The 19,770-nt window shown below is 73.6% G+C and carries 19 protein-coding genes; 7 read left to right on the top strand and 12 right to left on the bottom strand.

The features are described 5' to 3' along the window. Positions 1-43: 43 nt before the first annotated feature. The 5 genes from K6T50_RS05100 to K6T50_RS05080 all read right to left on the bottom strand — a co-directional run bounded on the left by K6T50_RS05100 (position 44) and on the right by K6T50_RS05080 (position 4,728). Positions 44-433 (bottom strand): hypothetical protein, encoded by a 390-nt coding sequence (locus K6T50_RS05100; protein WP_222608321.1) that lies wholly within the window; start codon positions 431-433, stop codon positions 44-46. 60 nt (positions 434-493) lie between these two features. Then, the gene (locus K6T50_RS05095; protein ID WP_222608320.1) at positions 494-1,855 is read right to left on the bottom strand and encodes a S8 family serine peptidase; all 1,362 of its coding nucleotides are present in this window, start codon (positions 1,853-1,855) and stop codon (positions 494-496) included. After that, the gene (locus K6T50_RS05090) at positions 1,852-2,685 is read right to left on the bottom strand and encodes a winged helix-turn-helix domain-containing protein (protein ID WP_222608319.1); all 834 of its coding nucleotides are present in this window, start codon (positions 2,683-2,685) and stop codon (positions 1,852-1,854) included. The genes K6T50_RS05095 and K6T50_RS05090 overlap by 4 nt, the downstream gene beginning before the upstream one ends. Before the next feature lie 198 nt (positions 2,686-2,883). Next, positions 2,884-4,116, bottom strand: a complete 1,233-nt coding sequence (locus tag K6T50_RS05085) for an MFS transporter (protein WP_222608318.1) — start codon at positions 4,114-4,116, stop codon at positions 2,884-2,886. 144 nt (positions 4,117-4,260) lie between these two features. Beyond that, positions 4,261-4,728 carry a GNAT family N-acetyltransferase gene (locus K6T50_RS05080; protein WP_222608317.1) on the bottom strand — a complete coding sequence of 156 codons (468 nt, stop codon included), beginning with the start codon at positions 4,726-4,728 and terminating at the stop codon, positions 4,261-4,263. Between the two features lie 139 nt (positions 4,729-4,867). Here K6T50_RS05080 and K6T50_RS05075 point away from each other — a divergent pair, with 139 nt between their 5' ends. Together K6T50_RS05075 and K6T50_RS05070 are read left to right on the top strand one after the other, a co-directional pair. Next, on the top strand, positions 4,868-5,938 hold the full coding sequence (locus K6T50_RS05075) for a glycosyltransferase family 4 protein (protein WP_222608316.1): 1,071 nt from the start codon (positions 4,868-4,870) through the stop codon (positions 5,936-5,938). A gap of 56 nt (positions 5,939-5,994) precedes the next feature. Continuing rightward, positions 5,995-7,116, top strand: coding sequence for a glycosyltransferase (locus tag K6T50_RS05070; protein WP_222608315.1), 1,122 nt, complete (start codon positions 5,995-5,997; stop codon positions 7,114-7,116). Positions 7,117-7,314: 198 nt separating this feature from the next. Here the strand turns inward: K6T50_RS05070 and K6T50_RS05065 are convergent, their stop codons facing one another. Then, a complete protein-coding gene (locus K6T50_RS05065) occupies positions 7,315-7,743 on the bottom strand; it encodes a hypothetical protein (RefSeq protein ID WP_222608314.1) in 429 nt (142 codons plus the stop codon). An 89-nt stretch (positions 7,744-7,832) separates the two neighbouring features. On the opposite strand from K6T50_RS05065, the gene K6T50_RS05060 reads away from it, so the two are divergent. Together K6T50_RS05060 and K6T50_RS05055 are read left to right on the top strand one after the other, a co-directional pair. After that, positions 7,833-9,242, top strand: a complete 1,410-nt coding sequence (locus tag K6T50_RS05060; protein ID WP_222608313.1) for a CRTAC1 family protein — start codon at positions 7,833-7,835, stop codon at positions 9,240-9,242. A 114-nt stretch (positions 9,243-9,356) separates the two neighbouring features. After that, complete coding sequence (locus K6T50_RS05055; protein WP_222608312.1) at positions 9,357-10,421, top strand: AIR synthase-related protein; 1,065 nt, start codon at positions 9,357-9,359, stop codon at positions 10,419-10,421. 22 nt (positions 10,422-10,443) lie between these two features. Here K6T50_RS05055 and K6T50_RS05050 read toward each other — a convergent pair whose 3' ends face one another. Then, on the bottom strand, positions 10,444-11,478 hold the full coding sequence (locus tag K6T50_RS05050) for an alpha/beta hydrolase (RefSeq protein ID WP_222608311.1): 1,035 nt from the start codon (positions 11,476-11,478) through the stop codon (positions 10,444-10,446). A gap of 141 nt (positions 11,479-11,619) precedes the next feature. Between K6T50_RS05050 and kynU the strand changes: the two genes are divergently transcribed. Then, positions 11,620-12,996: a kynureninase gene (gene kynU, locus K6T50_RS05045; protein WP_222608310.1), complete on the top strand. Its 1,377-nt coding sequence runs from the start codon at positions 11,620-11,622 to the stop codon at positions 12,994-12,996. Positions 12,997-13,002: 6 nt separating this feature from the next. Here kynU and K6T50_RS05040 read toward each other — a convergent pair whose 3' ends face one another. The 5 genes from K6T50_RS05040 to K6T50_RS05020 form a co-directional block, all read right to left on the bottom strand. After that, a complete protein-coding gene (locus tag K6T50_RS05040) occupies positions 13,003-13,257 on the bottom strand; it encodes a hypothetical protein (protein WP_222608309.1) in 255 nt (84 codons plus the stop codon). Continuing rightward, complete coding sequence (locus K6T50_RS05035; RefSeq protein ID WP_222608829.1) at positions 13,254-14,132, bottom strand: SDR family oxidoreductase; 879 nt, start codon at positions 14,130-14,132, stop codon at positions 13,254-13,256. Before K6T50_RS05035 ends, K6T50_RS05040 begins: the two co-directional genes overlap by 4 nt. Positions 14,133-14,195: 63 nt before the next feature. Next, entirely contained in the window at positions 14,196-15,881 is a 1,686-nt protein-coding gene (locus tag K6T50_RS05030) for a lipopolysaccharide biosynthesis protein (RefSeq protein WP_222608308.1), read from the bottom strand. 49 nt (positions 15,882-15,930) lie between these two features. After that, a complete protein-coding gene (locus tag K6T50_RS05025; protein WP_222608307.1) occupies positions 15,931-16,854 on the bottom strand; it encodes a diacylglycerol/lipid kinase family protein in 924 nt (307 codons plus the stop codon). A gap of 67 nt (positions 16,855-16,921) precedes the next feature. Next, a complete protein-coding gene (locus K6T50_RS05020) occupies positions 16,922-17,527 on the bottom strand; it encodes a class I SAM-dependent methyltransferase (protein WP_222608306.1) in 606 nt (201 codons plus the stop codon). Positions 17,528-17,654: 127 nt separating this feature from the next. Between K6T50_RS05020 and K6T50_RS05015 the strand changes: the two genes are divergently transcribed. Together K6T50_RS05015 and K6T50_RS05010 are read left to right on the top strand one after the other, a co-directional pair. After that, on the top strand, positions 17,655-18,113 hold the full coding sequence (locus K6T50_RS05015; RefSeq protein WP_222608305.1) for a hypothetical protein: 459 nt from the start codon (positions 17,655-17,657) through the stop codon (positions 18,111-18,113). A 79-nt stretch (positions 18,114-18,192) separates the two neighbouring features. Further along, on the top strand, positions 18,193-19,611 hold the full coding sequence (locus K6T50_RS05010) for an MATE family efflux transporter (protein WP_425601403.1): 1,419 nt from the start codon (positions 18,193-18,195) through the stop codon (positions 19,609-19,611). Positions 19,612-19,770 lie beyond the last annotated feature (159 nt).

Below are 19,770 nucleotides of genomic sequence, written 5' to 3'. Positions count from 1 at the left end.
CGACCGCCGCCGACCGCAGACCTCCTCGTCGCCGCGGCGACCGTCACAGCAGGCTCTCGCCGAGCACGATCACCGAGAGGTTGTTCGCGAACACCGCGAGCCCGGCCGCGACGAGCAGCCCGAGCCACGTCTCGATGAGCAGGCCGTAGTACGGCCGGACGCGCGCCGGCGTCATCCGGTAGGTCTCCATCAGTCCGCGAAAGACGACCGCCGCGAGCACGACGGCACCGAGGTTGACGCCGACGAGCACGGGGAGGGGCTCCCCCAGCGCCCACCGCGTCAGCGGGTTCGCCTCCGCCTCGGTTCCGACGACGGCCGCGGCGTACATCGTCGTCAGGAGGTCGACGGTCACGAGGAGAAACAGCGCGGCCGCCGCCCACCCCCAGTACTCCTCGACGCGCCGGGCGATCGCGGCGCCGCCTGGGTCTCGCACGGGTTCGCCACGGCGGCGTGGCGTCCTAACCGTTTCGGCGCGCGGCGGTCGTGGAGTCGGTTACGGACCGCGATTCACCCACGACCCGTCGGCCGTGCTCGCGTCGTCGCCCGTCCGGTTCCCGGCGCTCGCGGCGGCGACGGCGGATCCGGGGTCGATCCGACCGTCGACGGCGGTCTCGCGGAGCAGCCGCTCGGCCTCCGCGGGCGTGAGTTCGTCCTCGCCGGCGGCGGCGGTCATCTCGGCGACGACGCCGGCGACGGCCGGCGCGGCCGCCGAGGTCCCGCGGAGGGTTGTCCCGTCGGGGAGGGTGACCGTCCCCGCCGCTCGCACGTCGGTGTCGGCCGGGGAGTACGCCGCCAGCCGGCCGTCCGCCCTGACCGCCCCGACGGAGATGACGCCGTCGGTGCCGGCGGTCGCGGGCGCGACCGTGCTCCCGTTGGCGGCGGAGTGGGCGAGCCGATGGCGCGCGGCGAACAGGTCCACGTGGCCGTCGCCGGGGTCACGGACGTCCACGGCGACGTAGTAGGAGCCGCGGGGCAGCACCGCGTCGAACGCCTCCGCCCGGCCCGACTCGCGGGTCGACTTCGCGACGACCTCGTCGGGGCCGTCGGCCACGTCGCGGTACAGGTACAGGTCGTAGTCGCCCGACCCGGTCCAGTACAGCCGCAGCGTCACCGCACCCGAGATCGCCCCGTCGCCGAGGCGGTTGCCCTGCGTGCCGTCGTCGTCGAACGCAAGCCATCCCGGCTCGGTCGCCGCGCCGCGCCAGTGCCGCTGTGCGGTGTTTCCGCCGGAGGTGACGAAGACGGTTCCGTCGTCCGTCGCGCGCTCGGCGGCGCCGGCGATCCGGTCCATCCCCTCGGCCGTTCGCGGGTAGTAGCTCCCCGCGTCCACGATCACGTCTACCTCGCGGTCCACGAGCCAGTCCACCGCGCGTGCGTACTCCGCCGGCGTCGGCTCGTACCCGACCGAGGCGAGATACAGCGACGATTCCGGGGCGCGTTGTGCGACGACGCTCGCCACGGCGGTGTCGTGGCCGCCGGCGTCGCGACCGCCCGGAACCAAGCCGACCCGAGCGGTGCCGGCGCGCGAGCGGGCGACCACCCGCCCGTCGACAGCCGCGTCGTCGCCGAAGCTGCTCCCGATGACGCCGACGCGAACGGTGCCGTCGTCGACCGGGGCCTCGACCGAGCCGGAGGACCGCCGTTCGAGTTCCTCGCGGTCCGACGGCGACCCGGTCGCCGGCGACGACCCCGATCCGTCGGTGATCCGATCGAGATCGCCGTACCCCGGGATGGCGTTCCCGCCGACGAAGGCGGTGCTTCCGTGGGTCACGTCGGCGCCGACGAGGCCGGTACCGGCGCTCGCGACGACGATAACGACCGTCAGAAGCGCCGCCGTTCGACCCACGGTCGTCACCTGTCCCGGACTCGGTCGGCGGCCACGAGCGTCGCGAGCACGAGGAGCCCGCCGGCGAGGAACGCGACGCCCGGCGAGAGCGTTCCGAGCGCCGCGCCGGCGGACCCCCCGACGGCGTCGCCGATCCGCGGCACCGTCTCCGGTCCCGACAGCGTCGCGACCGACGCGCCGAACAGCGACTGGACGAGGAGGCTCGCGCCCGCGAGCACCGCGACCGCGCCCAAGAGCCCGCGAAGCGAGTCCAGCAGCGAGGAGCGCTCGGACTCGCCGCCGACGGCGACGACGACGCGGTCGTCGGCCGGGCCGTACACGGTCATCTCCCGTCCCTTGACGGAGTAGCGCGTGTCCGTGGCCTCGACCAGCCCGGCGTCGACGAGCTTCGAGACGTGGTGGCGGACGTTCTGGACGGAGGTGTCGGCCGCGTCGGCCAGTTCGGAGGCCGTCTTCGGTTCCTCGTGAACCGACCCGAGGATCGTCCTGGCCGTCTCCGGGGCGAGCGCGCCGATGAGATCGTCGGCGCCGTCGTCGTCGAGCCAGCAGATCCGGACGCTCTCGTCGTCGGCGTCGTCGGTATCGGCGTCGTCACCGCGTTCGTCGTCGCGCTCGACGGCGTCGAGATCCGCAGCCGACGGGTCGATGTCGGTCGTCGCCGACGATCCCGTCCCCCCGGACGCGGGCGGTCGCGGCGTCGACACGGCGTCGGATTCGGCGGCCCCCCCGTCGGCCCGTGCACCGCTCGCGTCCTCCGGTGCACGGTCGGCCCCGTCCGACCCGTCGGCCCCGTCGGACCCGTCCGGGTCGTCCGCGTTCGACGGGAGCGTGCCTGACATACGGGGGAGTTCATCATAGAAGACCAAAACGTTTCGGTCCAGTTCCGTCGGATCGACGGGAAACGCCGCCGCCCGGCGACCGACTGTCACTCGCCGACGGCCGATCGCCGACCGTCGGTCACCCGAGACGGGCGCTGGGCGTCGATCATCGGAGAGCATCGCCGACCTTCGCTCACCGGTGACGGTCACCGCCCCCGATCACCGACCGTCCGGTTGCCGTCGGGTGGATCCGAGCGGGGCGGGGAACCGGCCGAGGACGTACAACAGCGCCGCGAGCACGAGCACCGCCGCGACCGCGACGGCGAACAGCCGGAACACCCGGTCGAACGCGACGCCGGCGTCGGTGAGCGCGCCCACGACGCCGGAGCCGTTCGCCTCGAACAGCAGCGACGCGCCCGAGAAGACGGCGTACGCGCTGGCGCGGTCGGCCGCCGGCAGCGTCGACAGCATGTACGTGTCGACGGCGGGGAACAGCGCGTGTGCGGCGTAGCCGAGGGCCGCCGAGACGACGGCGAACGCCGCCAGCGACCCGGCGTACGTGAGCGCCACCAGCGACGCGACGAACGCCGCGTTGAGCGCGAGCAGGTACGGCACCTTCGGGAGCCGGTCGGCGAGCCGGCCGCCGAGCCAGAACGCCGGCACGCCGGCGGCGAACGCGACGGTGAGCAGCAGGTTCGCGTTCGCCGGCGTCAGCCCCTTCGAGAGCAGGTAGCTCACGTAGAAGTTGAACACGCCCTGCCAGGCGAAGCCCGCGACGGCGACCAGCGACATCCCCGCGAGCACGATCCGCCAGTGCGACAGCGCCGCGAGGAAGCTCCGCGGCTCCGCGTCGGCGACGCCGTCCCCGTCGGTCGCGGCAGCGTCGCCCTCGGGCTCGACCCCGCCGCGGGCCCGGACGACCGCGAAGAGGGCGACCGTGACGACGAGCGCCCCGCCCGCGAGCAGCCAGAACACCGCGCGCCAGTCGCCGACGCGGGCGATCGCCGCGAGCGCGAGCGCCGGGGCGACGACGCTCGCGACCTGGCTCGCGGTGCCGTGGACCCCGACGGCCCGCCCGGTCCGCTCGGGGTACAGCGCGCCGATGAGGGGGATCGCGGCGACGAAGTAGCCGCCGGTGGCGAGCCCGACCGCGAACGCGCCGATCCGGAGCGCCAGCAGCGAGTCGGCCGTGGCGGTGAGCGCCGCCGCGGCCGACAGCGCGAGCCCGGTCGCGAGGACGACCCGCTCGCGGGCGACCCTCGTGAGCACCCACCCGATCGGGATCCGCGGGGCCGCGGTGCCGATCCACACGAGCGTCGTGACCGAGCCGACCGCGGCCGCCGAGATCCCGAGGTCCTGCTGGAACTCGGGGACAAGCGGCGCGAAGGCGACCCGGCCGAAGTTGACGAGAAAGACGAGCCCGCAGAGGGCGGTGAAGAGGCGCTTCGTCACGTGAACGGGTGTCGGTTCGTGCGTCGGGGCTCAAGCGTTGCGGAAGCGGGAATCCGCCGGATCGAACGGCGCGAACCCGGATGAACGAACGGCACAAACGGATACGGGGCCGAGCGCGCGGGAGGACGCGCTACGTCTCTCGACTCACTCTATCGGCTGCGCGTAGTCGACCTGTTTCGGCCGGAAGCCGGCGTCGCGGTAGAACCGCCGTGCGCCCTCGTTCCCCCATTCGCAGGCGACTTTGAGGTGATCGCACCCGCGCTCGCGGGCGATCTCCTTCACGCACTCGACGACTGCCGTACCGTGGCCTTGCCCCCGGTGCTCCTCGTCGATGGCGACGTTCTCGATCCGGAGGTATCGCGAGTACCGACGCGACGGGTGTCGGCCCTCCCGGAGGGTGAGAAAGCCGATCGTCTCGGCGTCGTCAACGACGAGGTAGTCCGTGACCTGTTCGTCGTCGAGGTGGGCCCGGAACCCGTCGTCCGGAACCTGGTCGGCGTCCGCGTAGACGAGTTCGTTCAGCTCGGAGTGGCCCTCCATCGCGTTCGCGAGGTCGTACCAGCGGTCGACGAGCGCGTCGAGGTCAGCTGCGGTGGCTTCGACGAGGTCCATATCGGGACTGTTCGGCGCCGGCTGTTTAGGGTTCGCCCGGCGTGTCGAGCCCTGGCTGGGATCGGATCCCAGCACGGACCGGCCGACCCGGATCCAGCACGCTCAAACCCCGACCCGCCGAACCCGGAGCCACCCGACCGTGCGCGTCCTCGACTACCTCGAACTCGACTCCCAGCTCGACCGCGCGGGCATCGGCACCGCACACGACCAGCAGGTCGAGGCGCTGGAGCGCGCCCGCGCCGCTGGCGCGGACGTGGAGGTCGTCACCTCGCCGTGGGCCGACGGCAGCCCCCGCGCCGCCCTCCGCGGTGCCCTCGCCGGCCGCTCGCCGCTCGCAGACGTGGACGTGATCCACCTGAACCTCATCGGCCCCGCGAGCGTCGCGCTCGCGCGGTACGCGAAAGTGACGGACACGCCGCTGGTGCTCCACTGTCACGTCACGAGCGAGGACTTCCGCGAGAGCTTCCGCGGGTCGAACGCGATCGCGCCAGCGCTCCGGCGGTATCTCCGGTGGTTCTACTCGCAGGCTGACCTGGTGCTCACGCCCTCGGAATACACGAAGCGTCGACTGCTCGAATACCCCGTCGACGCGCCGATCCACGCGGTCTCCAACGGCATCGACCGCGACTCGGTCGCCGACCACGAGGCCTACCGAGCGGAGTACCGCGAGCGGTTCGACCTGGACGGCGTCGTGATGTTCGCGGTCGGCTCGGTCTTCGAGCGCAAGGGCCTGACCGCCTTCTGTGAGGTGGCCGAGCGCACCGACCACGACTTCGCGTGGTTCGGCACCGTCGACTCCGGGCCGCAGGCGTCGCCGACGGTGAAGCGGTGGACGAACGATCCGCCCGAGAACGTCACCTTCACCGGCTGGGTCGACGACAAGCCCGGCGCGTTCGGCGCCGGCGACGTGTTCTTCTTCCCGACGAAGGAGGAGAACCAGGGCATCGTCGTGCTGGAGGCGATGGCCTGCGGCAAGCCGTGCGTCCTCCGGGACATCCCCGTGTTTCGCGAGTACTTCGAGGACGGGCACGACTGCCTGCTGTGTGACTCCCGCACGGAGATGGTCGAGGCCCTGAACCGCCTCGCCGACGACCCCGACCTCCGGGAGCGACTCGGCGAGAACGCCCGCGAGACGGCCGCCGAGCACTCGCTGGAGCGCGTCGGCGAGGAACTGGTCGAGACGTACGAGCAGTTGGTCGAGTCGCGGTAGGCGAGCCGAAGACGAAGACGCAAGGCATTACCCCTCGCTCCGGAAACGGCGGACGAATGCAGACCGTCGCCGCGTTCACCGACACGTACCTGCCGACGGTGAACGGCGTCACCTACACGCTGGAGTCGTGGCGCGAGGAGTGGCGCACGCGCGGCGGCCGAATGGACGTGGTGTTCCCCAGCGCGCCGGGACACGACCCCGCGGACGGCGAGTACACCACCCGAAGCGTCGGCTTCCCCTTCTACGACGGGTTCCGGATGGGCCTGCCGGGCGTCCCCGACGCCGTCCGCGACGCGGACGTGGTCCACGCGCACACGCCCTTCGCGCTCGGCCTCTCGGGGTGGTACCTCGCGCGACGGATCGACGCGCCGCTGGTCGCCTCCTATCACACCCCGACCGCCGAGTACGCCGACTACCTCGCGGCCGGCCCGGCCGCCGCCGTCGTCGAGGGCGCCGCCCGCCGCTACGAACGGCGGTACATGAACGCCGCCGCGGCGGTCGTCGTTCCCAGCGAGCCCGCCGGCGAGCACCTCCGCGACATCGGCGTCCACACGCCCGTCGAGGTCGTCCCCAACGGCGTCGACACCGACTTCTTCGCACGGCCGGACGACGACACGCTCGCCGACTTCCGCGCCGAATACGACCTCCCGGACCCGGCCGACGGCCCCCTCGTCGGCTACACCGGCCGCCACGGCTTCGAGAAGGAGCTGACCGAGATCCCGCCGGCGGTCGCGGCCGCCGACGCCGACGCGACGCTCGTGTTCGGCGGCGACGGCCCCGCCCGCGACGCCGTCGAGCGCGCCTGCGAGGAGGCCGGCGTCGACGCGCGCTTCCTCGGCTTCCTGCCGCGCGAGGATCTGCCCGCGCTGTACGCCGGCCTCGACGCCTTCCTGTTCCCCTCGCCCGTCGAGACGCAGGGACTCGTCGCGCTGGAGGCCAACGCCTGCGGGACGCCGGTCGTCGGCGTCAACGCGGGCGCGCTCGCAGACACGGTCGTCGACGGCGAGACGGGCCATCACTACCCCCGCGGCGACACCGCCGCCTTCGCCGACGCCATCGACCGCACCCTCGCCGAGCGCGCGTCGCTGTCGGCCGCGTGTCTCGACCGCCGCGAGGAGACGAGCGTCGAGCACGCGGTCGACCGACTGGCGGAGGTGTACGACGCCGTGACCGAGTAAGGAGTTGGTGGTCGGCCCGCGGTCTCGATCCGTCCGACCGCACAGCGCTCGGCCCCCTGATTTATCCGCGGCTCGGCCCACAGACCTCGCCGTTCACGAGACCTGCGGTCTCGTGAGCGCACAGATCGCGAAGCGATCTGTGAACGCCGTTCGGCCGAGGCACTCGGTCGCTCGCTTCGCTCGCTCCCTCGTGCCTCGCTAGTCTTCCAGCGCCTGCGCGATCCGCTGGAGCTGCCGCGTCGCGTCGCGGACCTCGTCGCGGAGCTGGCGCACCTCGCGCACGAGCTCCTCGTTGCCGGCCGACTCCTCCTCGGCGCCGCGTCCGCCGGGACCGCCGGGGCCGCCGCCCATCCCCCCGCCCATGCCGCCGGGACCGCCGCCGCCGCCCATCATGCCGCCCATCATCTGCGCGAAGGGGTTGCCGCCGCCCATGCCGCCGGGGCCGCCCCCGCCGCCGCCCATCATCTCCTCGGGGGAGGGTGCGCCGCCCTCGCCCTCCTCGCGCTCCTGTTCGCGTCGCTCGCGGATCTCCTCGACCCGCTCGCGGAAGGACTTCTCCTCGCCGTCGTCCCCGTCCGCGCCCTCGTTCGCGTCCGATCCCGCGTCTTCCGGGTCTTCGTCTGCCATGAGTCCGGGTTCGCCCCGGCGTCCGAAAAGCGTTGTTCCTCGGGGGGCGGAACCGAGCCCTCTTGTACCCCGGTCTCCGAGAGGTCCGCGTGTTCGCGGACCGGTCCGACGCCATCGCCGACGACACGCCCCACCGCGGCTACGGGGTCGCCGTCACGCCGGGCGTGAGCGGGCCGTGCGCGCTCGTGACCGGCTACGGGCCGGGGAACCGTCTGCTCACGTGGCGCGACGGCGCGCTCCGCGACGTGGCCACCCCCGCCGTCGCCGACGAGGGACGACACGCGATCGGCGCCGTCGCCGCCGACCTCGACGCCGACGGCGCCGAGGAGATCTACGTCCACAACACCGAGTCGTACGAGGGGGAAACCCGGGACACCGACCTCCTGCTCGACCCCGTCGACGTCCTCCCGGACCACGACGACGTGCGCTGGCGCGACCTGTTCGGCCTCGCGGTCAACGCCGACCGCGGCAACTTCCGGGCCGGCCGCTCGGTCGCCGCGCTCGACCGCTACGGCACCGGCCGCTACGGCGTCTTCGTCGCCTGCTACGGCGCCCCTTCACGCTTCTACGAGTTGGGCGACGACGGCGAACTCTCGGACATGTGCGAGGCGGTCGGCCTCGAGCTGGACGCCGGCGCGCGATCGCTGTACGCCGGCCCGATCGTGAGCGACCGGATGGACCTCTTCGTCGGCGTCGAGCGCGGCCCGAACCGGCTGTTCAGAAACGCTTCGGGCCACTTCGAGGAGGTCGCCGGCGACGTGGGGCTCTCGGCGCCGCGGACCAACACCCGCGGGGTCACGATGGCCGACGGCGACCTCGCGGTCGGCGGCTGGGAGACCCCGAGCCGGCTGTTCGTTCCGAACTCGTCGCCAGCGGGCCCCGCCCACGCGGACGGCGGTGCCTCCCGCAGGACGTTCACCGACGCCGCGCCGCCCGCGTTCGCGGCGCCGACCCGCACGCGGACGCTCGTCGCCGCCGACTTCGACAACGACGGCCGCGAGGAGCTGTTCTGCAACGCGCTGGGCGCCACGAACCGCCTGTTCCGGAAGGGTCGCGCGGGCTGGACCGCGGTCGACCCCGGCGACGCAACGGAGCCGCGCGGCCTCGGCACCGGCGCCGCCGTGGCGGACTTCGACGGCGACGGCGCGCTCGAACTGCTCGTCGTCCACGGCGAACTCGCCGCCCAGCCGCTCTCGCTGTACGCCGTCGACGGCGCCGCCGAGAACGACTGGATCCGCGTCCGCCCGACGACGCAGTACGGGGCGCCCGCCCGTGGCGCCGCCGTCACCGTCGAGACGGCCTCGTGGACGCGGACGAAGGTCGTCTGTGCCGGCTCGGGCTATCTCTGTCAGATGGAGCCGGTCGCGCACTTCGGTCTGGGCGAGGAGACGCCCGAGCGCGTCACCGTCCGCTGGCCCGACGGCCGCGAGGCGACGATGGAGTCGCCCGCCGCCCGGACGGAACACGAGGTCGATCACCCGATGGCCCCGCGGTTCTGACCCGGCCCTCGGACGGCTCCCGTCCCCGACCCCGTTCCCACCCTTGCGCCCGACCAGTCCCCGGCCCGTCGCGGTGACGCAACCGCTTTGGGGCGCCCGGGCGCACGTCGATCCATGACCGACGACCGTGCGCCCCGACGGGGGAAGGTCGACCGCGACGCCTTCGAGTCGGTGGTGCGGCCCAACCTCGGCGCCGCCCGCGAGGACGTGCGCCTCGGGCCGACCCACGGCGTCGACTTCGGCGTCGTCGACGTGGCCGACCGCGCGGTCGTGACCGCGACCGACCCCATCTCGCTGCTGCCGGATCTGGGCTACGAGCGCGCCGGTCGCTTCGCGCTCTCGTTCGCCCTCGGCGACGTGGCCGTCTCCGGGGTCGCGCCCACCCACTTTTGCCCCTCCTTCGCGCTCCCGAGCGACGTGTCGGACGACGAGTTCGCCGCGTTCTGGGCCGCCGTCGCCGCCGAGTGCGAGGCGCTGGGCGTCGCCATCCCGACGGGCCACACCGCCCGCTACCCCGGCGCGTCGCTCCCGTGGGTCGGCGCCGCGACGGTGCTCGGCGTCGGCGACCACGACGACGTGATCCGCCCGGACGGCGCCCGCCCGGGCGACCGCCTGCTCGTGACGAAGGGCCCGGGCATCGAGACGGCGGGGCTGTTCGCCTCGCTGTACCCCGACGCGCTCGCCGACCGGGGGCTCGACGAGGCGACGATCGACGACGCGGCCGCACTGCTCGACGAGACGAGTGTCGTCCGCGACGCGCTCGCGGCCGCTGAGGCCGGACGGAGCGGCGAGGGATCGTCGGCGGACGCCAGCGTCACCGCGATGCACGACGCGACGGAGGGCGGCCTCCGCGGCGCGCTGTGTGAGGTGTCCGAGGCCGGCCGCGTCCGGATCGACGTGGACTCGGCGCCGGTGCCGACGAACGCTGCCGCGGTGGCGACCTGTGAGGCGCTCGATCTCGACCCGTGGTCGTGTACCACCTCGGGGACGCTCCTGCTCGCCGTCGACCCCGCGGCCGTCGACCGCGTCGTCGACGCGGTGGAATCGCGATCCACGCCCGTCGGCGTCGTCGGCGACGTGCGCGAGGGCTCCGGCGTGTTCGTCGACGGCGAGCGCGTCGAGCCGCCCGCGGAGGACGCGTCTTGGGCGGCCTACGAGCGGCTCTCGGGGACGGACTGATCTCCCGACCTTCGACCTACGGTCACTCCCCGTCGGCGGCGGCCGTCAGCCGCTCGCGCGTCGCCGCCGCGAGGTCGTCGAACGCCGCGTCGGCGGCGGCGACCCGGTCGGCGAACGACAGGAAGCCGTGACACATCCCCTCGTAGTCCAGATGATCCACGTCGACGCCGGCGTTCGAGAGCCGGGCGACGTAGGCGGCGCCGTCCTCGCGCAGGGGGTCGCGCTCGCCGGTGACGACGACCGCGGGGGCGGTCGCCGCGAGATCCGCCTCCGGGGCCCGCAGCGGCGCAGCGTACGGGTTGGCGGCGTCCACGTCCGACCGGAGGTACTCCCGCCAGAACCGCCGCATGTCCGCGCGCGTCAACAGCGGGCCGTCGGCGTTCGCCTCGTAGGAGTCGGTGGCGAAGTCGCGGTCCGTGATCGGGTACAACAGCGTCTGGACTGCGGGGGTCTCGCCGTCGGGAGTCGCCAGCGCGGCCGCGGCCGCGAGGTTGCCGCCCGCGGAGGATCCGGCGACGCCGACGACGCCGTTCCCGCCGAACCCGGCAGCGTGGTCGCGGGTCCACCGGAGCGCGCGGATCGCGTCGTCGACGGCGGCGGGGAAGGGATGCTCGGGCGCCAGGCGGTAGTCCACCGAGACGACGACGGCGCCGACGCGGCGACACAGCCGGCGCGCGAGGTCGTCCGCGGAGTCGAGCGTGCCGAGACACCAGCCGCCGCCGTGGAAGAAGACGAGCGTCGGTGCGGGCCGTCCCTCGGGGCGGTACACGCGCAGTGGGAGGCGATCGCCGGCGGGCCCGTCGATCGCCAGATCGAGCGTCGAGGCGACCCGGTCGGCGGAGCCGCGGTCGGGGTCCGGGTCGGCGCCCCCATCGTCGGCGCCGTCGGCGCCGTCGCCGCCGAACAGCTCGTCCTCGATGCGTCGGGCGCTCTCGACGGAGAGGGCGTGCCACGGCGGGACGCCCAGCGCCTCGATCTCGGCGACGACCTCGCGGAGTTCCGGGTCGAGGTCGGCGAGTCGCTCGGGGCGTGCGTCCCCGTCGGCGGAGTCGGTCATGCGACCCCGAACGGCGGGGGCCGACAAGAATCCCTGCCGATGCGGACGACGCGTCCGGCTGTCGATTCGGCGTCGACGCGGACGGGAGTCGCGGTCGCCGGCGACGCCAACGCCTAACTGTCCCCACCCGAACCCGAGTCCATGACCGACACGGACGCCGGCCCCGCCCCCTCGCTCGCGGACGCCCGCGAGCGCGACGCCGCCGACCCCCTCCGCGCGTACCGCGACCACTTCTCGGTCCCCGAGGACGAGCGCTACATGGACGGCAACTCGCTGGGGCTCGCGCCCGACACCGCGCTGGCGACGCTGGACCGCGTCGTCGACGAGTGGAAGCGGCTGGCGATCCGCGGGTGGGAGGCCGCCGACCCGGACTGGTTCCACTACGGCGAGCACCTCGGCGACCTGCTCGCGCCGCTGGTCGGCGCCCGCGAGTCCGAGGTCGTCGTCGCCAACTCGACCACCGTCAACATCCACACCCTGATCGGGACGTTCCTCGACACGCTCCCCGGCACGCCCGCCGGGCCGGATCCCACCGCCGACCCGCCGGCGGTGCTCGTCAACGACCTCGACTTCCCGACGGACCACTACGCCGTCCGCGCGCAGTTCCGCCAGCGGGGGATCGATCCCGACGAGGGGCTCGTGGGCGTCGAGTCGCGCGACGGCCGCACGATCGACGAGGCGGACATCGAGGCTGCTCTCCGCGAGCGCGACGATATCGGGATCGTGTTCATGCCCTCCGTCCTCTACCGCTCGGGCCAACTGCTCGATATCGACCGGATCTCCGCGGCGGCCCACGAGCACGGCGCGCTCGCGGGCTTCGACTGCGCTCACTCGCTCGGCGTCGTCGACCACGACCTTCGGAACGCGGGCGCCGGCGGCGTCGACGACGGGACGGCCGACGGCGCCGCGCTCGGGACGGGCGCCGACTTCGCGGTGTGGTGCTCGTACAAGTACCTCAACGCCGGCCCCGGGGCGACCGCGGGGCTGTACGTCCACGAGCGCCACCACGGCACCACGCCCGCGCTCGCCGGCTGGTGGGGCAACGACAAGTCGACGCAGTTCGAGATGCGCCACACCTACGACCAGGCCGACACGGCGGGCGCGTGGCAGATCGGAACCGTCCCGATGCTGTCGTCGGCGCCGATCGAGGGCGCGACGGAACTGATCCGCGAGGCCGGCATCGACGCGGTGCGCGAGAAGTCGCTCGCGCTCACGGACCTCCTGATCGACCTGGTCGAGGACCGCCTCGGCGACGACTTCTCGGTAGGGACGCCCCGCGAGCACACTCGCCGGGGCGGTCACGTCGCGATCGAACATCCCGAGGGCTACCGCCTGAGCGAGGCGCTGCGCGACCGCGGGGTGATCGTCGACTTCCGCCCGCCGAACGTCGTCCGCGTCTGCCCCGCGCCGCTGTACACCCGATACGAGGACGTCTGGCGCGTGGTCGAAACGATCGAAGCGATCGTCGAGTCGGATGCCCACCGCGAGTACGAGCCCCGCGATGGCGGCGTCACCTGACGGGGATCACACTCCGAGGTAGCGCAGTCCCGCGCCGGCGACGAGCACGAGGCCGCCGCCGATGAACGTTCCCGGGAACGGAAGCACGAACAGTCCGACGCCGATCAACAGCACGGCTGTAGAGAGTCGCACGGGCAACGGTCGTCGCCGCGGGGGGAAGTACTCGGTGCCGGTTCCGGCGGTGTCGGAAGTCGCGGGGACGAGCGCGGTCGGGGCGTTGGCGTCGCCCGGGCGGACGAGCACCGCCGTCGGGCGCCTCACTTGCGGGTGTACTCCGGGGCGAACATCCGCGCGGACGTTGGCGCCGGATCCCCCTCGGTGAGGTTGTACGCCGAGAGGTCGGCGTCGCTCGCGCCCGCCGCACGCAACAGGTCCTCGTCGTACGCCGAGTGGCCGGTGTACTTGGCCGGGTCGCGCGCGAGGATCGAGAGCACGGCGTCGGCGAGCACGTGCGGGGTTCGCCAGTCGTCCTCGGTGCCGAGCCCGAAGTAGCGCGTCGCCCGGGTGTCGACGGCGGTCACCGGCCAGAACGTGTTGCAGCCGATGTCGTCGGCCGCCAGCTCCTCAGCCAGCGAGAGGGTGATGAACGACATCCCGAGCTTCGACCACGCGTAGGCGGCCTTGCCGGGCGCGCGGTCCATCGTCACCGGGGGCGCGTTCGTGAGGATCCACCCGCCCTCCTGCTCGCGGAGGTGCGGGAGGAACGCCCGCGAGACGAGGTAGGTGCCGCGGACGTTCACGTCAGTGAGCAGGTCGAAGCGATTGGCGGGGAGGTCCGCGACGTTCGCCAGCTGGATCGCGCTGGCGTTGTTGATCACGATGTCGATCTCGCCGAACTCGTCGATCGCCTCCTCGACGGCCGCCTCGACGGCCTCGGGGTCGCGCACGTCCAACTGGATCGCGTGGGCGTCGACGCCGCGCTCCTCGCACTGCTCGGCCGTCTTGTGGATCGTCCCCGGCAGCTCGCCGCCGGGTTCGGCGGTCTTGCCCGTCGAGACGACGTTGCAGCCGTGTTCGGCCAGCGTGAGCGCGATCCGCTTGCCGATGCCGCGGGTCGTCCCGGTGACGAACGCCGTCGACCCCGAGAGGTCGGGCGCGTCGAAGGGCGGGTCGGCGCGGGCGGGTCCGGCGGGCATCGCGTCGTCGGCGTCGGGGGATGCGTCGGCCATACCGCCACGTCGGCGGGGGGATCCGAATACCTACCGCCGGGTGGGGCCGACGCGGCTTCGAAGCGCCGCCAGCGCACGCCGGTAGCGCCCGACCAGCGTCGCGAGCAGCCGGCGCTCGACCGGCGAGAACCCGAGGACGCGCAAGACGGCGGCGTACGTCGCGAGCCCGAGGAGCGTGCCGGCGACCGCCGCGGGACCGCGAGGGAGCAGCCCCCTCGCCGCGAGCGCGACGGCCGCGAACGGGACCGCCGCCAGGAGGGGCTTGCCGTGCGCGTGGGTGAACGGCTGGAGCCCCTCGACGCGGTACAGCACCGCCACCTCCAGCCCGTTGTTGACGCCGAGCATGAGGAGGTAGCTGGCGACCACCCCCGGCAACCCGAACTCGACGGTGAGCGGGATCGCCGTGACCGCGAGGAACAGCGTGATCGCGGTGTTGACCACCAGCAACGCCCGCTGGTGGTCAGTCATCCGCAGGAGGATGCCGACGCTGCCGGCCGCACACGCCAGCACCTGCGCGAACACGAAGCCGGGAAGCAGCGGCGCGTACCGTACGAACGTCGGGCCGAACAGCGCCATCACCGCCTCGCGGTGCACGACCGTCGGCACCGACAGCCCGACGACGCCGACGAGCACGAGCCGGCTGGTGACGTGATACAGCCGCGAGAGCGCCATCGAGTGGTCGTCGTCGTTGAGCGCCGCGGCGACGGGCGGGATGAACTGGTTGATCGCCATCAGGGGGAGCCGGACGAGGCTCCCGACGAGGACGCCGACGGCGAACACGCCGCCGGCGGTGCCCGACAGGAACACGGCGATCAGCGGGTAGAAGCCCAGGCGCTGGGTCGTCGTCGCGAAGCCGCTCAGGAACAGCGGCGTCGTATACCCGACGTATCGGCGCCGGATCGCCGCGGCGTCGGGCACACGGACGCGCGGCCGGAACCCCCGCGAGCGCGCGAGCCACCCCGCCCCGACGAGCCCGAGCGCGCCCATCGCCACGGGCAGCCCCACGGCGACGCCTGCGAGGTCGCTCACGACGACCGCGCCGGCGACGCCGACGGCCAACTGGACCAGCGGGAACGCGGCGCGCTGGAACGCGTTCAGCGCGGTCACCTCCTCGGTGGCGCGCAGCACCCGCGCGACGACGAACAGCGAGACGGTGAGCGGCAGCCCCGCGCCGAACGCCCGGAGGTACAGCGGGAACGGCGGCCCCTTCCCGGTGAACGCGGCGATGGCGGGAGCGCCCAGGAACAGCCCCGCGCCGAAGACGACCGAGACGCCGACGACCAGCGCGGCCGCGAACGTCGCGAGCGCGTCCCGCTCGGCCGGGTCGTCGACGGTCGGGAGAAAGCGGCTGAGCCCGCCGCCGAAGCCGAGCGCGAGCCGGCGGAGGAACCGCGAGAGCCGCCGCGCGAGCGCGAACAGCCCGTACGGCCCGGCGGCGAACGTGTTCGTCAACAGCGCGGTGAACGCCAGCGTCAGCCCGCGCTGGGCGAGGATGCTCGGTGTGGAGACGACCGCGCCGTGGGCAACCCGTTCGAGCGCGTCCGAGAGCCGCGCCTCCGCCGGGTCGAGCTCGCCGTCGCCGTCCGGAGCGGTCGAACCGCCGTCCCGTACGGTCGAACCGCCGTCCCGTACGGTCGAACCGCCGCCCCGTTCGGCCGAGTCACCGTCCGGTTCAGCCGGATCGTCGCCGGCGACCGACCCTCCGTCCGATCCCATCGACTCGCCGGAGCGGCGAGTCGGAGAAAAGCCCGGCGAACCGGGGCGTTCACCCGCCGTTTCGATCCCGGTTCGGATCCGGGTCGTACGCGTCGCCGACGCGGACCGAGAGCGCCGACGGGAGCACGCGGAAGTCCAGTCGCTCGTGGGTCGCGACCTCGCCGTCGCGGCTGAACGTGATCGGGTCGTCGCTGGCGACGTGGAGTTCGCCCGCGCGGAAGTGGGTGACGCCCTCCGTCCCCTCGCCCAGCAGGCGGTGGACCGCGGCCTCGAACGCCAGCGCCTGCGGCGGCATCCGTTCGACGACGACCACGTCGAACCGGCCGTCCTCCATGTCGGCCTGTCCGCCCTCCTCGACGAACTTCCGGGCGTTGCCGACGAGGACGCAGGTGGCCTCGCCCGTCCACGACCGCGTCGGCGACTCGACGCGCACGTCGAGCCCGTCGAACGCCATCGTCTCCCGGGCGCCCGTGAGCAGGAACGCGAGCGTGCCGAACCGCCCCTTCAACTCGTCGGGGGTCGCGGTGCTCGCGTCCGCGGGCAGCCCGGCGATACAGGAGACGAGGAACGGCTCGGCCGACTCGCCGTCGCCCCCCTCGGCGACGCCCACGTCGAGCGCGCGGGCCTCGCCGGTGTCAGACAGCTCGATCCCGTGGTCCAGCGACTCGATCCCGAGGGTCCCGGCGAGGAGGTTCGCCGTCCCCGCCGGCAACACCGACAGCGTCACGTCGCCGAGGGCGTCCGCGCGGTACAGCCCCCGGAGCGCGTCGTTGATCGTGCCGTCGCCGCCGCAGACGGCGAGCGTCGAGGCGCCGACCTCGCCGGCCTCCCGGGCCAACTCGACGGTGTGGGCGGCGCCCTCGGTCTCGGCGACGGCGAAGCCGCGCGCCTCCATCGACCGACGGACGCGGTCGGCGTGATCGCCGGTTCCGCTGTGGGGGTTGACGAGACAGCGACGCGACCCGATCTGCATACTCGTCGGGACGCCGTCGGCGCACTTCAACCCCGCGCGGCGCGTCCGGGTTCGCCGTGACCCGCGGTCAGTCGGCGCGCCTGAACACCCGGACCGTGTCGTACCCAAGGGTCTCGACGGCGACCTGGTCGAACCCCCGCGACTCGAACACCGACCCCCAGTCGTGGCGATACAGCGGGAGGCCGTCGTCCACCTCGACGATGCCGCCGTTCGCGTCGCCCTCCAGTTCCACCGTCACGAGCAGGTCGCCGGCGACGCGGGCGACCTCGTCGAAGGTCGCGGACATCTCCTCGGGGTGGACGTGCTGGAGCGTCTCCACCGAGTAGACCGCGTCGAACGCCCCGTCCTCGAACGCCGGGAGCACGTCGGCGATGGCGCCGGCGTGGAACGACCCGTCGTCGGCGAGGTCGGGGTACTCCTCGCGGAGCACGTCGAAGGAGTCGGGGTTGATGTCGACGCCCGAGAGGTCGGCGAACCCCTCGTCGTGGAGGTGCGCGAGGTGGCGGCCGGAGCCACAGCCGAGTTCCAGCACGCGCGCGTCGCGGCCGACGGCGCCGCCGAGGCGGTCGGCGACGACCTCGCTCACCTCGTTGGGGCCGTAGTGCGCGTAGTACCGCGGGGAGAACTCCCCGGTGCGGTCCGCCCAGGCCTCGCGGAGGTCGTCTGCGTTCATGGGATCGAAAGGGGATGAGCACGGAGAACCCTTCCGACTGCCGCCGCGCCCGACCCGACGGACACGCGCCGAACCGACCGTCGCTGCGGCGGACAACGCCTATCCGCCTCGGGCGCAAACCTCGGACGTGTCCCGCATCGCCCGGTTCGCCGTCGCGGTCGCGGTGCTTCCCCACGAGGCGGCCCACGCCGCGGCCGCGCGGCTGTTCGGCCTCGACGCCGAGGTCGAGGTCCTGCCGGCGTGGGAGGGGGCCGGCAGGCCGCTCGGACGCTTCGACGCCGAGGTCCCCGGGTCGACGCCGGCGGCGGTCGTCCGTGTCGTCGCGCTCGCGCCGCTGGCGTACGTCGGCGTCGCCGCGGTCCTGGACGCCGCGTTGCCCGCCGGGTCGGACCTCCGCCTGCTCGCGATCGCGCCGCTCGCCTACTGGGCGGCGTTGTCGAACGGCGACCTCGCGGTGGCGGCCGACCCCGAGACCGTCCGCGAGCGCGGCCGCTTTCTCGTGACCGACGAGGGGTGGAGCGGCCCGACCGCGGACGCGCTGACCGTGCTCACGACCGGCGCGGTCGCGGGGCTATTGCTCTCGTAACCGGCCCCCGACGGTCCGGCAGCCCGCGTCCCCGAACGGAACCGATTAGCCGCGCCCGCCCCTCGCCACGCACGTGTCTCTGCTTCGCCGCGTCGGCGCCGCCGTCGCCGCGGCGCTGGCGGCCGCGGGCGTCATCGACGAGTCGCGCCTGCGCGCGACGACGGACCTGGCGTGGCCGCGGATCGTCACCGGCTTCGCCATCATGTCGAAGCGGACGGTCGACCTCGCGCTCGTGGGGCTCGTCATCGGGCCGACGGCGGTCGCGGGGCTGACGCTCGCGAACGCGTTCTGGATGGCCGCGAAGTTCGTCGCCATCGGCCTCGCGGGCGGCACGGTCGCGCTCGTCTCGCAGAACTACGGCGGCGGCGACGACGAGCGCGCGGCCGCGGTCGTCCGTCTCAGCGTCCTCATCGCGCTGGCGCTCGCGGTGCCCGCGGTCGCGGCGTTCGGCCTCGCGGCCGAACCGCTCGTCGGCCTGCTCGGCGGCGACGAAACGGCGATCGGCTACGGCGCGACGTACCTCGCGGTGGTCGCGCCCGGCCTGCTGTTCGAGTTCCTGAACCTGATCGCCAGCCGGACGTACGCGGGCGTCAGCGACACCGTCACGCCGATGGTCGTCCGCGCGGGCGGCGGGATCGCCAACATCGCGCTGTCGGCGACGTTCGTCCTCGGGTTCGACATGGGCGTCGCCGGCGCGGCGCTGGGCACGGCGCTGGCGACGGGGCTCGTGACGGTCGTGTTCGCCTGGGGGATGACCGGCCGGAGCTACCTCCGCGGGCGCGGCGCGAGCCCGGTGCCGCTTCGCCTCCGCGGGTCGCCCCACGACCGCGAACTCCTGACGCAGATCGGGCGCGTATCCGCCCCGCTGGTCGCCCGCCGCGCCGCACAGGGGCTCGTCGTCTTCCCCCTGCTGGCGATCGCGGCGACGTTCGGCCCGGTCGCGGTCGCGGCCGTCGGCGTCGGCCGGCAGGTGCGCGCACTGCTCGGGAGCTTCTCCTGGGGGTTCTCCATCGCCGCCTCGACCCTGGTCGGGCAGGAGCTCGGCCGCGGCGACGAGAGCGAGGCCGAGGCGTACGGCCGTGGGATCACCCGGCTGTCGCTGCTCGTGTACCTCGTCGCCGCCGCGGTCGTCGTCGCTCTGGCCGAGCCGATCGCGGCCGTGTTCGTCGACGACCCCGCGAACCTGGCGCTGTCGGCCGACTTCGTCCGGGTCGCGGCGATCTCGGTCGTCGCCCTCGGCGTCGACGGGTCGATCACGGGGACGCTGCGCGGCGCCGGCGACACGCGCGTTCCGTTCGTCGCGACGCTGGCGGGCGCGTACCTCGCGGCGCTGCCGCTGGCGTGGGCCGGAACCGTCATCCCCGCGCTCGGGGTCGGCGGCCTCCTCCTCTCGCTGTTGGCGGAGACGGCGGTGCCGCTGGCGGTGAACCTCCGTCGGTTCCGTTCGAACCGCTGGAAGGCGGTCAGTCGGTCATACCGGCCGAGCCCCGGGGACTGAGCCGCCTCGAACCGAACCTCCCGGGGTGGGAAGCCATCCCGTCGAGTCCGACGACGCTACCGAGGGACGGGACCCGATTCACACTGCCGCCGATCACCACCCCTCACCCGGTGATGCGCTCCCGTACCGGCGGAAAGCACGCTCTTATTTCGCGAGTTC

Source organism: Halobaculum magnesiiphilum, assembly GCF_019823105.1.
Taxonomy (GTDB): Archaea; Halobacteriota; Halobacteria; order Halobacteriales; family Haloferacaceae; genus Halobaculum; species Halobaculum magnesiiphilum.
Note: the sequence above shows the minus strand (reverse complement) of the source record. Positions and strands in the feature narration are given on the sequence as shown.